This is a genomic window from Filifactor sp. (assembly GCF_057248345.1).
In genome coordinates this window covers 1-17,258 of the sequence record NZ_DBHIIC010000029.1, presented here as the reverse complement: position 1 = coordinate 17,258, position 17,258 = coordinate 1, and the positions used below count along the sequence as shown (strand labels likewise).

Genomic DNA, 17,258 nt, shown 5'->3' with positions numbered 1-17,258 from the left:
AAGTATCTCTCTTTTTTTATTTATTTCTGTAACATATGTCTTATCACATTACATTCTATAAAATTCAACAAAGTTTTCATATTGTTTCTTTCTTCATAAAAACTATCTCTACAACAATTTTAGCTCTCATGACTGATTCAAAACAATACAAAATGATTAGATCCAAAAACTACAAATCATACCTACTTGTCTTTTAAAAATAAAAACTTTTTAGACCGAAATACAGGATATTAAATTTTCAGATGATCATTCAAGCCATTAATCTATTACGGTTCTTTTCAAATTTTACAGAAAATCTCTTTGACATGAAATGCCAAAGAGATTTTCCTACATTAGTTATCCAAAAATACTCGATAAGCCTCTGACGTCATATAGATATCAAATTTACTTGAAAGTTCAAATGGTGAATGCATATTTAAGACAGCAGTTCCACAGTCTAACACTTCAGCACCATATTCTGCTAAGAAACAAGCGATGGTTCCACCTCCACCTGCATCTACCTTTCCAAGTTCTCCGGTTTGCCATACAACTTTTGCTTTATTAAACTGACTAATTACTTCATGTAAAAATTCAGCATTCGCATCACTGCAACCACCTTTTCCTCTAGAACCGGTATACTTTGTAACACATACACCCTCTCCAACAAAAGCACAGTTTTGCTTATCCATTACATCTGAAAATGTTGGGTCGTATGCCGCATTAACATCTGCAGATAACATCTTTGCATTCTGTAAAGCACGTCTTACTTTAAGACTGCTATATTCTCCTTCTAAATCAACTAACTCGGAAATCACATTTTCCAACAACTTTGAATTCATTCCTGTATTTCCGGTTGATCCTATTTCTTCTTTATCTGCAAACAAGCAACAAGCAGTGTACTTAGGAGAGTCTATCTCAAAAATTCCTTTTAGAGAAGCATACGCACATACACGGTCGTCTTGTCCATATCCGCCTATTAAACCTCTATCTAATCCTACAAATCTACTCTTTCCTGCAGGCACCATTTCAATTTCAGCTGACAAAAAGTCCTGTTCTTCTATACCATATTCTTTTAACAAGATATTCAATACATTCTTTTTTATAGTATCTTTTTCTTCCGATTTTACAGGAATGTGTCCGAACACAACATTTAATTGTTCTCCTTCCAAAACAACAGAAGCTTTTTTCTCCATTTGTTTTGCAGAAAGGTGTATTAGCAAATCATTGATACAAAATACAGGATCTTCTTCTTTATCACCAATACTAATTTCAACTTTTCCATTTTTTGTAAACAAAACTCCATACATTGCTAACGGAATACATCCCCATTGGTATTTTTTGATTCCACCATAATAATGAGTCTTTAACAATGCTAAATTCCCATCTTCATAAAGTGGATTTGCTTTTAAATCTACCCTTGGCGAATCAATATGAGAACCTACAAGATGAAATCCTTTTTCCAAACTCTCTGTTCCCATTACAAATAGAAGAACACTTTTATTTTTGTGGTTTATCATCACTTTACTTCCAGAAGTAATCTTTCCTTTTTTTTGATAGTGCGTTATATCCTTGAATCCATTCAATTCAGCTAAACGAATAATTTCTTTCGCACATTCTCTTTCTGTCTTAGAGGCATCTAAAAAGTCCATATAACTCTTAGCATATTCTTCTACCTTCTTCAACTCTTGCTTTTTCAATTGGTTCCATTTTAATTCATGTTCCATAATAATCTCCTTCTTTATCTACAACGATTTCTTATTTCTTTATCTTTTCGATATTATTTAGTAAATATAACAAGAAATTAGGAATGGTATCATACACATCTTTCTCGTATACTCTTTCTGTATATTTATGCAAATCTTTTCCCCAAGGTCCTAAATTGATTCCGGGGATATTGATTTTATCTAGACTTTTAAAATCAATATCGTATACTGACTTAGAAACTGCCATAGAATCCATAACAGATGTATAATCTTGCAGAGGTTTTTCTAAAGCACAGTAGCTAATATCACAAATTCCCATAAAATATTCTTCTATGTTCAATGAACAATGATAATTTGTTTTCAAATAGTCGGTATAACATTCAATAAGCTTTTCAATCTCAATTTTAGAGTCTTTCACATTTCTGGAACTTAATGCTGGATAATATGGTGCAGCTATAGCCAAAACAACGATTGCTTCTTTTTTACCATAGAATTCTAAGAGTTGCTGAATGTTATCGATAGTGATATCTTGGTAGCTTCTTCCTTCAGACAATTTTTTTACAGAGTCTTTCTCTAATTCACTCCAAAATGATTCAAAACCATCTTTTTCTTGACACAATTTCATTAAATCTTCAAAAAACAATATTTTCGGTTTTGAAATCATATGTTCTACACAGAATCTATCTTGCAATTTCACGTAGTTATCATAGAACTCTTCTATCGCCTCTTCACATAGAGTATAAATAACATTCATAATTTCCTTAGGACTTCTTTCTAAATGAAGTACACTAAAGTATCCTGCAGCTCTCAATACAGTTGAAACATCGTAAATTTCTTTTAAATCTCGTGCATAGCTCCAAGAAGGTAATGGAGAATTTTCTCCCTTCGCACATTCATATAAATTAGGGTTCAAATCAATTTTTGAAACAATTCTTGATAGTAGCGAAATGGCATTTATCCCTTTTAAAGGTTCTTTAATATGGGAAACCACTCCTTGTGCAACAATGGTAGGCATCATCTTTCCTACAGTACCGACATGTAAACCCTTTATGTCTTTAGAATTGCTTTCAAAAGGTTCAGAATCTATTGCCAATATATATTCTAAATCAAATTTTTCTTTTAATTCAGCTAACAATGTAATAGCACAACGCATTCCTTGAGAATAAGATTCTTCATCAGCAACAGAAAGATATAAAACATTAACTTGTTGATTTACTCCCTTGGAATACTCTTCTAATACCGCTAATTGCAAGGCTAAAGCCGCTTTCATATCGCAAGAGCCTCTTCCGAAAACCCATTCATTTGAACGGATATCAGATTGAATCTCTTCTTGTAAATTCATTTTTAATAATTCATTTTTTAAAGGTTCATTTTCTAAAGCAATATTTTGTAAAGAACCATAGTCTTCAATATCTACTGTATCATGGTGATGAAACAAAATGACAGTTTCCTTTTTTCCACTATTTACCAGTCCCCAATTTACTCTACGGCCATGTACATCATTAGGAATGTCCTTCATTCCAAAATTATCAGGATATTGTATGAAATATTCCATTTCAGACATATATTGATGAATATAGTCTTCAATATCTCGTTCTGTTCTTGTATTAGTAAAACTTACAATGGAAATACTTTCTTCAAAGATTTTTTTTATGCTTTCTTTCATAATGACACCACTCCTCTATATTTTCTTTGAATTTTATTTCAAACCACTGGATCCAAATCCATTTGCACCTCGAACTGTATCTTCTCCAATACAAGACTGTTCCTCTATCTTAACTTGCATCACCGGAGCAATAACCATCTGTGCTATTTTCATTCCTTTTTCAACTAAGAAATCTTTTTTTCCATGATTGATTAAAATAATACACAACTCTCCCCGATATCCTTCATCAATTGTTCCGGGAGAATTTAATAGTGTTATCTGATGCTTTAAGGCTAAACCACTCCTAGGCCTTACTTGTCCTTCTGTATGCATCGGTAATTTCATTTTTAATCCTGTATGAATCAGTGCAGAATCTCCAGAAGAAACCGATACTTCTTCTACAGAATATAAGTCCATCCCTGCATCTCCGCCATGTGCATAAGAAGGTAAAATTGCATCTTGATGTATTTTTTCAAAAAAGACTGTTTTCATTTCCAAATTTCCTACCTCCTTCTCTTTCTGTCAACTTATCTTCTCTATCAATATAGTAACATAGTATATCTTCTATTTCTATGATTAATTTTATCTCTAATTGTTACGAAATTCAATCTATACTCTAATATTTTACTTTTCAAATTTGACCCTAAGATAAAACCTCCAAATAAACATACTTTGTATCAATTTTTTTGATTCCTTTTGAATCAAATACGATAGTATATACTCCTTCTTCTCTTGCAACAACTGTCCCTATTCCGAACACTTTATGTTTCACTTTGCTTCCTAAAGAGATTTTCTGAGCATCTTGAGGGAAACTATCATCTTTTTTCTTTGTTTCTAATCCTACTTTATATTTTTCACGATATTTTTGATACAATGAGAGCGTTTTTCCCTGTTCCAACGAATCATGTAAATTACCGGAAATATATTTTGAATCAATGTCTTTTACAAATCGAGAAATCACTCTTTTTTCTGTTTTTCCGTAAATCATTCTTTCCCCGGTGTAAGTAAGATATAGTTTTTCTTTTGCCCGGGTAATCCCTACATAACAGAGTCTTCTTTCTTCTTCCAGTTCATACTCATCATATACGGCTCTGGAAATCGGAAATAATCCTTCTTCCATACCGACAATAAATACCGCTCGAAACTCAAGCCCTTTTGCACTATGCAATGTCATCAAGGATACTTTTCCTTCCGTTTCATCTTCGTCCTGCTCTGTTGCCAAAGATAAACCGAATAAAAAATCGGATAAACCTTCCTCTTTTTCTTTTGTTTGATAGAAGTCTTTTGCAACAGACAAAAACTCTCTTAAGTTTTCTAATCTATTGTTTGCTTCTTCCGTCTTTTCTTCCTCTAACTCTTTGCGATATCCTGTATGATCCAAAATTGTTTCGATTAACTCATCCAAAGGAATTAACTCTGACATAGAGCGAAATGTTTCCATCATAGAAATAAAGTTTTTTAAATTTTTTCTCACTTTAACAGAAAAATCTAACAGCTCATCACTCAACAGATACTCGTATACTGTTTTGGAATCTGACAAAGCGTTGAATTCTATTTTTTCAATCGTTTTTATTCCAATTCCCCTCTTAGGAATATTGATAATTCTTCTGAAAGAACTGATATCACTGGTGTTAGAAATTAATCTAAGATAAGCTAACAAATCTTTTATCTCTTTTCTGTCATAAAACTTGATTCCGCCAAATACTCTATAAGGTATGTCCTTTAAAACAAAAGTATCTTCAATAGCACGAGATTGAGCATTTGCTCGATATAATACTGCTATTTCATCTAATGAATATCCAAATTTATCCACCAATTCCTTAATTTGCTCAGCAACCCAAGCACCTTCTTCTTTTTCTGAGTATAGTTTTTTTAGAACAATCAATTCCCCTGTCCCATTCTCTGTCCAAAGTTTTTTGTTCATTCGACCAATATTTTTTGAAATTACATCATAAGCTACATTCAAAATAGTTTGTGTAGAACGATAATTTTGTTCTAACTTAATAATTTTCGTATCTTTGTGATCTTTTTCGAATTCTAAAATATTTCTTACTTCTGCCCCACGCCAACGATAAATAGACTGATCATCGTCTCCTACCACACATAGGTTTTGATGTTTCTCGGAAAGTATCTTGATAAATCGATACTGTAAATAATTGGTATCTTGATATTCATCAACTAATATATGTTGAAATTTATCCTGATAAAAAGACCTTATCTCTTCGTATTCTTCTAAAATTTTTACTGTATAAAAAATGATGTCATCAAAATCAATTGCATTAGCTGAATACAACTTTTTTTGATACATATCATATACTTCGTAAATCTGAACAGAAGACAAATCTTTTTGTTTATCCAGTTCACACTCATGAGGTAATTTAAAACGATTTTTAAAATCAGATATTTTAGAAAGAAAGAAAGACGGTTTTATTTTCGGACTGATATTTAATTGCTTCATACAGTCTTTAATAATTGCAATTTGATCATAACCATCATAGATAACAAATTCTTTTTTGTAATTGACTTTCTCAATATTGACACGTAAAATTTTCAAACAAATGGAGTGAAATGTACCTATCCACGCGGGAGAAAATCCGTCGCACAATATAACTGATAACCTCTCTTTCATTTCATTTGCAGCTTTATTCGTAAAGGTTAACGCCAAAATATTTGATGGTGAAACTCCTTGATCAATTAAATATGCAATTTTGTAAGTAATTACTCTTGTTTTTCCAGAACCTGCCCCAGCCAGAACCAGCATATTACCACCAGCTGTTTGTACAGCATCCAACTGTTCTTTATTTAACCCTGTTATATCCATACTATTCCTCACTTATTTTTTGCTTTTAGCATCATTTTATTCTGTTTCATTTTTTATTGATATCATCATACTGGATGCATTGTCCATCAGAAGTACTCTTCTATTTTCCACACGACCTTCAATTACATCATCATACAGTACATCTAAAATTTTACCAATTTCTTTTCCTTCATATCCTAAAGATATCATTTCCTTTCCTGTAATACAAAGCTCTTTTCTTGAACGAATCCTATTTTCTTGGATCCACATACCTATGTTGTATAATAATTCATAACAACTGTCTTGTTCCCTCAAATATGAAAAATATTGCGTTCTAATCCCAGTAATATTCCTCCAACAATCATCTCCAGCCATGGAAATTAGTTGATGAATATTAGGCTTAGAAGAAATGTATTTCTCTACGGAATAATACTTTATGATATTACAGATATGAGAACTAATTCGTTTTGAAAATCTCAATTTTTTTACTATTTGTTCGCTTAACTGTACTATAGAGGTATCTTTCTTCTCGATGTCTATAGAACAAGACAGAAGATAGTACAAGAACGCAGCAACCCTTACTTCTACTCTGCAATCTAATTTGGATAATCCTTCCATCAAAAACATGATATTGCAATTTTTTTCTTCAATCTGGTTATAAATTCTCTCCCAGTAAATATCAAAATCCTGAAAGATATATTCTAACATTTTACAATCGAAAAGACATTTCATTGCATAATTAGGGTACTTGGAAAGTAAAATTTTGATAAATTCATTTTTAATACTCTCAAAAGATAATCTTGATATGTAGATCGCATTTTCTACAATTGCACAATAGGTCTCCTCCTCTATCATAAAATTTAATTCTGAAGAAAAACGAATCGCTCTTAACATTCTTAGAGGGTCTTCTAAAAATTTTTTAGTTGGAATTCCTATTGCTCTGATACAAAAATTATTTATATCTTCCAATCCATGAAAATAATCAACGAATCCATCATAATTCCAAGCTAATGAATTCATTGTAAAGTCACGTCTATTTAAATCAATCGAAATATCATCTACAAAGGATATTTTTGTGGGATATCTGCTTTCATCTTTATATTCCTCTTCACGAAATGTTGTAATTTCAATATCTTTTTTTCCTGAAATTTTGATTCTAATGGTTCCAAAATCACTATTGGTTTCATCTATCTGAAAATCTTTCAGCAAATCAATCATTTCTGAAGGTGTTGCTGAGGTCGCCATATCAAAATCATTATTCTCACGATTTAAAAAATAATCTCGGATGATTCCTCCTACTAAGTAGACTTTATATCTATTTTCTTCTAAAATTTGAAAAATTTTTTTCACTTCATTCGACAACAAAAACTCCATAGTTCCCCCAAAATAAAATATCAGTGTTCAAAAAATTTCCTTACTATTTTTTTTTTGAGGAAATTTCTGCCGACTTTTCTTCCAATACTTTTGCAACGTTATATCCTAAAAGTTTTTGTCGAAAATTTCTAGCAGCTACTTCTATAATCGTTGCAATATTTCTACCCGGTCGGACCGGCATAATTATTTTATTGATAGAAATACCAAAAATGTCCTCGTATTCTGAATCAATACCCAATCTATCATAGTATCGTCCATTTTCCCAATTTTCTAAATAAACAATCATATCAATTGCCTTTGATTGTTTCACTGCTCCCACTCCAAATAAATTTTGTATATCTAATAACCCTATTCCTCTTATTTCCATCAAGTTTTTGGTAATTTTAGGGGATGTTCCAACAAGAATTCCATCTTCAGATTTTCTGATTTCAACCACGTCATCAGAAATCAATCGATGTCCTCTACGAATCAATTCAAGAGCCGTCTCACTTTTTCCAATTCCGCTCTTTCCTTTTATTAAAATCCCTACCCCATCTACATCTAATAATCCGCCATGTACCACTTCTTTTGGAGTTATGATATCTTTGATATACACAACTAGTTTATTTACTAATTCTTTTGTTGGTAATTCACTAATCAGTAAGTATTGATTATATTTTTTTGCAATTTCAACAAATGACTTGCCTGGTTTCTGTCCCCTGGTCATAAAAATAGCAGGCATACTATAAGATAAATATTTTTCCAAGACCTTTCTTTGTGCATCTTCATCTAAAGACATTAAGTAAGCATACTCTACCTGACCAATTATTTGGATTCTATCTGAAGGAAAATATCCATAAAAGCCTGCCAATTGAATTCCAGGACGATTAACATCTGAAGTATACAAAGTATAATCTATTTCATCGGGCATTGTAACGACATCAATATTTAAATCAGTTATCATCTGTTTTATAAATATCTGATTTTTATTATATGGTGTTACCATTTCACATTCACCTCAATCACTTTTTATTGTCATTATCTCACAAAATACTTTTTTCAACAAATTATTTTATCAGTTATTCAAAAATAATTATTTTAAATATTATTGTTTTAATTTTTATTTTTATTGGTATAATATGAGTTAGAGTTATATAAATCAATATATTAAATATACTATAAAGGAGATAATGCTATGAAACATGTAACTGTTTACACTAGTCCGACCTGTCATTTTTGTCACCAAGCAATGGATTATTTGAAAGAAAAAAATGTAGAATTTGAAGCAAAAGATATTAGTAAAGATCCTGAAGCTAGAAAGTTTTTAATGAGCCAAAAAATTATGGGTGTGCCTGCTATATATATAGATGATGAGCTTGTAATGGGCTTTGATAAACAAAAAATTGATTCACTTTTAGGACTATAGAAAAAAGGATTCTCATGATGAGTATGAGAATCCTTTTTTATCTTTTTTATTTAATCTAATAATCCCTTTGCTTTTAACAGTTCCGCTCCCAAAAGCGCACCACCTGCAGCTCCTCTTAAAGTATTGTGAGATAAACACACAAATTTATAGTCATAAAGATTATCTTCTCTTAATCTTCCGATCGAAACTCCCATTCCTTTGTATAATTCTCTATCTAATTTTGTTTGAGGTCTGTTTTCTTCCTCAAAATAAGTTAGAAATTTCTCCGGTGAAAGAGGTAATTGATATTTTTCTATCTCACTTTGATATTCTTGCCATCTCTTAATAATCTCTTCTTTTGATGGTTTCTCTTGAAATTTTACAGAAACAGTAGCAAGATGTCCATCCAAAACCGGTACTCTGATACATTGTGCAGAAATAACAGGTTCGCTAGCATTAATAAATTTCTTTCCGTCGAATGTTCCCCATATTTTTAACGGTTCCAATTCACTTTTTTCCTCTTCCCCTGAAATGAAAGGAATCACATTATCAATCATTTCAGGCCAATCTGAAAAATTCTTTCCACTTCCAGAAATTGCTTGATAAGTACTAACTACTACTTTCTTTAAACCAAAATCCTTTAAAACAGTTAAAGCTGGAACATAACTTTGGATAGAACAATTCGGCTTTACAATAATAAATCCTTTTTTTGTTCCTAATCTATCTTTTTGTGCTTGAATTGCTTCTAAATGGTTTGAGTTTATTTCAGGCATAAGCATCGGTACATCCTCTGTCCATCTGTGAGCCGAATTATTTGAAACAACAACTACTTCAGATTTTGCATACAGTTCTTCAATCTTAACAATTTCGTCCTTTTCCATATTCAATGCACAAAATACCAATTCTACTTTTTCTTTAATGGAATCAATATTTTGCACGTCATCTACAACAATATTTTTTGCATACTCAGGAATAGGTTGTTCTAATTTCCATCTTCCATTTACACTATCTGTATATTTCAAGCCGGATGAATTACTACTTGCTGCTAGGACAACTACTTCAAAATAAGGATGATTCTCTAAAAGAGAAACAAATCTTTGTCCCACCATACCTGTTGCACCTAAAATACCTACTTTTGTTTTTTTCATATTATAACTTTCCTTTCTTTATTCATATAATTTATAAGAAATCTCATTAACTAATATTCCTGCCGCTACACCGACATTTAAAGATTCCATATCTTCTTTGATAGGAATAATAATCTGATAGTCAGAAGAATTTAATATCTTATCAGAAATACCGTTCCCTTCGTTTCCCAAAACCAATACAACTTTTGATTCAATATTAACCTCTCTATAGGAAAAAGATTTTTCACTAAGAGAAGCTGAGTATATAGTATATCTGAATTTTTTAAAATAGTTTATCCCATCTTCCAATTCTATAATCGGTAAACAAATATTACCACTCATAGAAGCTCGACTTACCTTAGAAGAAAATCTATCCACAGTCCCTTTTGTAAAAAAGATCGCATCAACTCCATAAGCTAAAGAAGTTCTGATAATGGTTCCTAAATTTCCTGGATCTTGAATCTGATCTAATACCAGTATCAGTGATTTCTCTTTAGCCAAAATAGAGTTGAGATCATATTTTGGAATTTCACACATACCTATAATACCCTGTGATGTAACTGTATCTGATAACTTGCTGAATAAATTATCCTCTAGAATATATTCATCTATATCCAAAGAAGAACTTATAGTATTCCAAACATCACCATGTTTTTTCCTAAACTTATTGCTTACAAAAATACACTTAATTGTTATATTATTTTCTTTTGCCTGTAATACAGCTCTTATTCCTTCTATTAAAAAAAGAGAATGTTTTTTTCTAAATTTTTGGTTATTTAAAGAAAGAGCTAACTTAAACATAGTATTATTTTGGGAAAAAATCATTGTTGGTTCTTTCATCACTTTAATTTACCTTCTCTAATATATTCGTATTTTCAAAAAGAGTTTACTACTTTCTACTCAGTATAATATTCTAAGAACTGATTATTCTATTTCAAATTTATCTAATTTGACCTTCTCCTATTACAACATACTTATACGTCATAATTTCCTTTAATCCCATTGGTCCTCTTGCATGAAATTTTTGTGTTGAAATTCCAATCTCAGCACCGAATCCAAACTCTCCTCCGTCACTAAATCTGGAAGACGCATTGACATAAACTACTGCTGCATCTACTTGTTTTTGAAATTTGATAATATTGCTATAATTCTCAGTTATAATAATCTCGGAATGTTTTGTTCCATAAACATTGATATGTTTGATTGCTTCATCAATACTATCTACAATTTTAATTGCTACTGTAAAATCCAAAAATTCTTTTTGAAAATCTTCTTCTGTTGCCAGTGAAACAGATGGTAAAATCTGTTTCACACCACTATCTCCCTTCATCTCAACAACATCGAAGAATCTATCTTGCAATCTAGTTAAAAATTCTTTCGCTATATCACGATGAACCAAAATAGTTTCAATTGCATTACAAGCACCCGGTCTTTGTACTTTCGCATTATATGCAATATCCAAAGCATTCTCTATTTTTGCATGTGTATCGACATATAGATGGCAATTTCCTGTACCGGTTTCAATCACAGGTACTGTCGCATTTTCCACAACGGAACGAATCAGACCGGCACCTCCTCTTGGAATTAGCAAGTCAATATCACCTTTCAATTTCATCAACTGAGTAGCGTATTCACGTTCAGTGTGATTCACAAAAAGAATACAATCCTCAGGAAAACCTGATTTTTTTAATCCTTCTCTCATTGCTCGAACTAATTCTAAATTTGTATGAATTGCTTCTTTCCCGCCTTTTAATATTACAACATTTGATGTTTTTAAAGCCATAACAGCTGCATCTACTGTCACATTTGGTCTTGATTCATATATCATAGCAATTACTCCAAAAGGAACATACATTTTAGCAATCTGTAAACCATTTGGTCGTTTTATGATATCAAAGATTTCGTATACGGGATCATTCAATCCGATAATATCTAATATACCTGTACAAATAGATTCAAATTTATCAGAATCCAAAGCAAGTCTTTCAATTAATGCTTCTTTTCCCCCTTGGTCTCTCATTTTAGTGACATCTAATTGGTTAGCTTGTAAAATAGCTTCTCTGTTTTGTTTCAAAATGTCTACAATGTTTTTTAGTACAATTTTTTTTTCTTCTGAACTCTTTATACTTAAATACTCAAATGCCACTCTAGCTTTTTTCGCCATCTCTTTCAACTCTTGCGTAATCAAATTATTCAACCGTAATCTCCCTTCTAACTAAATTATCTTTATGAATTACCTCATCATAATCCTTTGTCCCTATAATGTGTTCAATTTCTTCAGAATGTTTACCTTTTATTTTATTTAGGGATTCATGATCAAAATAAGTTAGACCTCTTCCAATTACATGATTTTTAAATAGAATGTCTACAACATCTCCCTTTGAAAATTCTCCATATATCTCCACTATACCGGAAGGTAGTAAACTTTTATTATTCTCTATCGCTTGATATGCTCCACGATCAACTATAATTTGTCCTTTGCTTCTTGCATTATATGCTATCCAGCTTTTTCTAAGTTTCAGTTGATGAGATTCCTCAACAAAAAAAGTTCCAGTTTTTTCACCCTTTAAGATACTGTTTAACACATTTCGTTTATCGCTTTTAGTAATTATCACAGATACACCTGATCGCGTAGCTATTTTAGCAGCGTTAATTTTAGTTCTCATACCTCCGGTTCCTACATTTGAAATACTATCCCCTGCTAGACTTTCGATTGTAGAATCTATTTTTTTAACATATTCGATTAACTTAGCATCTTGATAAACTTGAGGATTCTTATCAAATAAACCATCTATATCCGATAATATAATCAACAAATCAGCTTCTATTAATGTGCTGACTAGTGCAGATAATGTATCATTGTCACCAAACTTTATTTCAGAAACAACAACCGCATCGTTTTCATTGATAATTGGAATAATATTCTTTGATAACAATTCATTTAATACACTTCTAGAATTTAAAAATCTTTCTCTATCGGCAAAATCTTCTTTTGTTAACAAAATTTGACCAACAGCGTATCCGTATTCACAAAATAGTTTTTCATACAAATGCAACAATTTTCCCTGTCCAATGGCAGCACAAGCTTGCTTTTCAGGTAAAGTTTTCGGTCTCTTAGAATAATTCAAATATCCCATACCTGCAGAAATTGCTCCGGAGCTCACAATTAGTACATCATGTCCTTGATTTTTTAAATCTGCAATTTGTCTTACCAATTGTTCAATCTGTATAAGATTCAATTTTCCATTATCATAAGTTAAACTGGAAGAACCCAGTTTAATAACTACTCTTTTATATTTTTTACTCATTTTTAAAAATACCTTCCTAACCATTTCTTTCAATAAACTACTTGTCTATTTTCCTGAATGAAATGGAATTTATTTTATCTTGATATCTATATTGCAAAATATTAGATACACTCATTCCAACATACAAAAGAATGGATGGAGCTATCAAGATAACAATATACCTGAAATAAAACATTGACTTTACCATCAATATTGGAGATAACAAAAAATGGAGATTGAGATAGTGAAGAAAATTCCAACTATACATAGAATATCCTGATAACCTATGTGGAAAGTTACCCGATACACAAAGAGCATATATAAAACATATGGAGTTAATCAAAAAAGGCATACTTATAGAAATCAGTCTTTGTATTTTTTTACTATGAAGCTTCATTGTAGAACCTAACGAAATAAATAATATCCAAAATAGATACATTACTTCCGGGAAAACTTTATATAGGTAAATAGATCTCAACATAAGATTACTACCAATCGCTACCAAAAAATAATAAATTATTGACTTTAGTACATTCAACAATAGTTGTTGTTTTTCTGTCATTCTCATCTTCCTATTCTATAAAACTATATATCTCCCCACATTTAAATCATTGTGTCTACAATTTTCTCTATTTCATACCAATCATTTACCCGAACAATATTTGTATGAATAATATTTTGATTGTATGGATTATCCATCAATAAAGTTTGTATTCCGGCGTTTGCCATTCTTTTTATCTCTTCAGGATGATCCTCAATAAACAAGTCGCAGTTTAATGATTTTGCAAATTCCGTTTTTCTACTTGTGCCAAGTAAATGGAGGGGCACTTCTCCTAATCCATGTTGGGTTAACCAATTCACCGTTACTTCCTCCATCTCACTTGTTCTAGCTGTAACAATAGAAATATCATGTTTTTGTTTCCATTTCATCAACGTTTTTACAACATTGTCCTGAATACCGGCAGATGCATGCATAACATGTCCATATTTTTGATAAAAATCCATTATTTGGTACTCATTTACTCCATAGACTTTCTTCAAATCATACTCCATCATTTGTGTAAATTTAATATTTTTTTGAAAAAAACAATTAAAGAATGGAATATAATAATCTCGTATTGTCATAGTTCCATCAATATCAATACAAATATTCAAACTTTTCCTCCATTACTTATTTTTTTATCGGTTCATTCGTACTACTTATGTTTTTAATCTTATCATTTTCAAATACAAATACATTTTGATTTAGTACAAAATTGTTTCCTGCTTCTACTACCACTTGTTTTTTATTTCCTTCTGTTTCAATTCGCATTTGAGGATATTGTCCCCCATCCATCTCTTTTGGAAACTCTTCATGATAGACTTCACCATTTGATATCACAAGCAAATATAAGTGATCGTATGAAATTTGAGTATATGCACGTTTGCTTCCTATCAAAACAACATCATCCGGCTTGCTGTCTCCATTTATATCAACTGTCTTACTTCTTTGGACAATTGTTGGTCGATATCCTAAATCTAAATCCTCAGGATTATTATAATAAGCCAAACGAACTTCTAAATTTAAGTCTCCCTCTTCTGTCTTTGTCAACCAATACTTAATAGAATCTTTCATCCAAATTACATCTTTAAATTCTTTAGATTCTTCTACGGATACCGGTTCTCCAATTCCTTCTGTGATTCTCTTTTGCAAATCTTCAAACTCAATATCTCTAAAAGTGATAACAGCCTTATAGATTCTTTGTTCCCGTGCATAATAAATTTTAGATCTTGTAGGTAAAGAAAACCACTCATACTCATATCTTAAAAAACGGTTTTCTTCTTCTGTCCCATCTCCTTCTCCCATAGGCTCTCCTAAATGAGCAATCAAATCAGGCTTTCTCATAGAACACATCTCGTATGGATGAAGTGGCCCAAATTCATAAACCATTCCATCAGAACTGCTTTTTTGGTTCATAATATCTGTTTCTTTTAATGCTGGAGTAGAAGACAAATAATAAATATAAATTCCTCCAACTAAAACGATAAGAAACATAGGTATTAAAAAAAGCTTAACTTCTGCAAGTGTATTTCCCTTGTATTTATTGTTATAGGCATTATGCTTAATGTTTGTATAGCTTCTTTTATTAGTATTGCTTTTCGATTTTAATAGAATATTTCTAATTTGAAACAGAAAAGAACTAAAAACAGACTCTTTTTTATGTTCAGAAGATTCTTTATGTTTTGCAGACGTGACAACATTTTCAGGTGATTCATTTGAGTTATTCGCTTTTGTTGTTTCTAAATCTTTTAATTCCCGTTCAGAATTAAATTCTTCTGATGAAGTGACTCTTTTTTTAAGTCCTTTATTGAACATTCCATTTTTTTTATTTTTCATAATAAAACTCCCATTTTTTTAATTTATTTTTTACAATTTTTTCTTATTATATCACTATTATACAAGAAAAATATGTATAAATTAAGTTTTTTGAAGATATTTATATTTTAAAAAATATTGTTTCTTTTAATGAATAATAAAAATCTTTGGTGGTTATTGTTTTAATATTATGACTATTATTTTTTTAATCGTCTTATTTTAATGACATTTTGTTTTTTTTATATTATAATATTAACATCAAATAATGTTGACCTAATTTTATTATAGCTTTAAGGAGTCTTGACTTATGCAAAAAAAAATACAATATCCTATTATGGAAATAAATCTAAATCATCTTTATGAAAATGCAAAAAATATTATCGACCGATGTGCAAAATTTGGTATTTCTGTTTCAGGTGTCGTGAAAGGAACTGATTCATACGAACATTCCTATAATATGATTTCAAACACACTGTTAGATGCCGGATGTATCTCTATTGCAGATTCTAGAATGAATACTATTATCCGAATGAGGGATCGTGGTTTTGAGGGAAGGTTGGTACTTTTACGTGTGCCTATGCTTTCTGAATTGGATGTTGTTGTTCAATATGCAAACTGTAGTTTACAGTCCAGTCTAATTGTACTTGAAAAGACAAATGAAACAGCTATGAAATATAATGTTATCCATGATGTGATACTGATGATGGATTTAGGTGATTTAAGAGAAGGTTTTTTTGATGAAAATGAATTGATTGATGTAGCAATTACTGTAGAGAAAAAAATGAAAAATTTGCACCTAAAGGGAATTGGAACCAATTTGGGTTGCTATGGTTCCATTCGTCCTGATACTTCCAACCTAGGTCGATTAGTGTCTATTGCTGAAAAAATAGAATCTAATATTAACAGAAAATTAGAGATTATTTCAGGTGGCGCAACATCTTCTCTACCTTTGGTGCTTGACGGTACTATTCCGAAAAGAATTAACCATTTAAGAATTGGTGAAGGAATTGCTCTTGGTAGAGATTTAATTGATATTTGGAATATAGATATGCCGTTTATGCATACAGACGTATATACTATATCTGCAGAAGTAATTGAAGTAAGAGAAAAGCCTTCTTATCCTGTCGGTACTATTTTTGTAGATGCTTTTGGAAATAAACCGGAATACATAGATAAAGGAATTAGAAAAAAAGCTTTGCTCGCAATCGGAAAAAGGGATGTTGGTTCTGTTGATTCTCTTATTGTAAAATTGGAAAATGCAGAAATTATTGGTGGCAGCAGTGATCACTTAATCTTAGACATCCAGAACGTAAAAAAAGATATTAAGGAAGGGGATATTGTTTCTTTTGACGTATACTATGGTGCTATGGTTTTTGCAAACAACTCTTCTTCCGTAACAAAAATTTACAAAAAAGAATAGTCTTTTTTGCTCAATTCTTAATAACTTTATTAAAAAATTTTTTCATATTTAAACTTATCAAGAAAAAAGGCACTGTACCATAATCTGCTCATTTCGGTCTGTGCCTTTTTTTCAAAGAATTAAAAATGATCTTAAATTGCAATATCAAATTGAACTAATTCCTCATTATCATCTAAAAGTCCT

14 protein-coding genes are annotated in these 17,258 nt (G+C 31.0%); 2 read left to right on the top strand and 12 right to left on the bottom strand.

From position 1 onward, the window contains the following. Positions 1-332 precede the first annotated feature (332 nt). The 6 genes from ACO5GE_RS05885 to hprK all read right to left on the bottom strand — a co-directional run bounded on the left by ACO5GE_RS05885 (position 333) and on the right by hprK (position 8,486). Positions 333-1,703, bottom strand: coding sequence for an aminopeptidase (locus tag ACO5GE_RS05885; protein WP_484829996.1), 1,371 nt, complete (start codon positions 1,701-1,703; stop codon positions 333-335). Positions 1,704-1,734: 31 nt separating this feature from the next. Beyond that, positions 1,735-3,348, bottom strand: a complete 1,614-nt coding sequence (locus ACO5GE_RS05880; RefSeq protein WP_484829995.1) for a M20/M25/M40 family metallo-hydrolase — start codon at positions 3,346-3,348, stop codon at positions 1,735-1,737. A gap of 33 nt (positions 3,349-3,381) precedes the next feature. Beyond that, complete coding sequence (dut, locus tag ACO5GE_RS05875) at positions 3,382-3,819, bottom strand: dUTP diphosphatase (protein ID WP_484829997.1); 438 nt, start codon at positions 3,817-3,819, stop codon at positions 3,382-3,384. A 151-nt stretch (positions 3,820-3,970) separates the two neighbouring features. After that, positions 3,971-6,148, bottom strand: coding sequence for an ATP-dependent helicase (locus ACO5GE_RS05870; RefSeq protein ID WP_484829994.1), 2,178 nt, complete (start codon positions 6,146-6,148; stop codon positions 3,971-3,973). A gap of 36 nt (positions 6,149-6,184) precedes the next feature. After that, on the bottom strand, positions 6,185-7,501 hold the full coding sequence (locus ACO5GE_RS05865) for a CCA tRNA nucleotidyltransferase (RefSeq protein WP_484829993.1): 1,317 nt from the start codon (positions 7,499-7,501) through the stop codon (positions 6,185-6,187). Positions 7,502-7,544: 43 nt separating this feature from the next. Further along, a complete protein-coding gene (gene hprK, locus ACO5GE_RS05860; protein WP_484829992.1) occupies positions 7,545-8,486 on the bottom strand; it encodes an HPr(Ser) kinase/phosphatase in 942 nt (313 codons plus the stop codon). 189 nt (positions 8,487-8,675) lie between these two features. Here hprK and ACO5GE_RS05855 point away from each other — a divergent pair, with 189 nt between their 5' ends. Next, positions 8,676-8,906, top strand: coding sequence for a glutaredoxin family protein (locus tag ACO5GE_RS05855; RefSeq protein WP_484829991.1), 231 nt, complete (start codon positions 8,676-8,678; stop codon positions 8,904-8,906). Positions 8,907-8,956: 50 nt separating this feature from the next. Here the strand turns inward: ACO5GE_RS05855 and asd are convergent, their stop codons facing one another. The 6 genes from asd to ACO5GE_RS05825 all read right to left on the bottom strand — a co-directional run bounded on the left by asd (position 8,957) and on the right by ACO5GE_RS05825 (position 15,676). After that, positions 8,957-10,033 carry an aspartate-semialdehyde dehydrogenase gene (asd, locus tag ACO5GE_RS05850; protein WP_484829990.1) on the bottom strand — a complete coding sequence of 359 codons (1,077 nt, stop codon included), beginning with the start codon at positions 10,031-10,033 and terminating at the stop codon, positions 8,957-8,959. A gap of 18 nt (positions 10,034-10,051) precedes the next feature. After that, a complete protein-coding gene (locus tag ACO5GE_RS05845; RefSeq protein ID WP_484829989.1) occupies positions 10,052-10,852 on the bottom strand; it encodes a TrmH family RNA methyltransferase in 801 nt (266 codons plus the stop codon). Between the two features lie 100 nt (positions 10,853-10,952). Then, the gene (locus tag ACO5GE_RS05840; RefSeq protein ID WP_484829988.1) at positions 10,953-12,209 is read right to left on the bottom strand and encodes a glutamate-5-semialdehyde dehydrogenase; all 1,257 of its coding nucleotides are present in this window, start codon (positions 12,207-12,209) and stop codon (positions 10,953-10,955) included. Further along, positions 12,202-13,320 carry a glutamate 5-kinase gene (gene proB, locus ACO5GE_RS05835; RefSeq protein ID WP_484829987.1) on the bottom strand — a complete coding sequence of 373 codons (1,119 nt, stop codon included), beginning with the start codon at positions 13,318-13,320 and terminating at the stop codon, positions 12,202-12,204. The genes ACO5GE_RS05840 and proB overlap by 8 nt, the downstream gene beginning before the upstream one ends. A 582-nt stretch (positions 13,321-13,902) precedes the next feature. Beyond that, a complete protein-coding gene (locus ACO5GE_RS05830) occupies positions 13,903-14,454 on the bottom strand; it encodes a 5' nucleotidase, NT5C type (RefSeq protein WP_484829986.1) in 552 nt (183 codons plus the stop codon). Between the two features lie 16 nt (positions 14,455-14,470). After that, positions 14,471-15,676: a hypothetical protein gene (locus tag ACO5GE_RS05825; RefSeq protein ID WP_484829985.1), complete on the bottom strand. Its 1,206-nt coding sequence runs from the start codon at positions 15,674-15,676 to the stop codon at positions 14,471-14,473. Positions 15,677-15,962: 286 nt separating this feature from the next. Here ACO5GE_RS05825 and ACO5GE_RS05820 point away from each other — a divergent pair, with 286 nt between their 5' ends. Further along, entirely contained in the window at positions 15,963-17,075 is a 1,113-nt protein-coding gene (locus tag ACO5GE_RS05820; protein WP_484829984.1) for an alanine racemase, read from the top strand. The last annotated feature ends 183 nt before the right edge of the window (positions 17,076-17,258 follow it).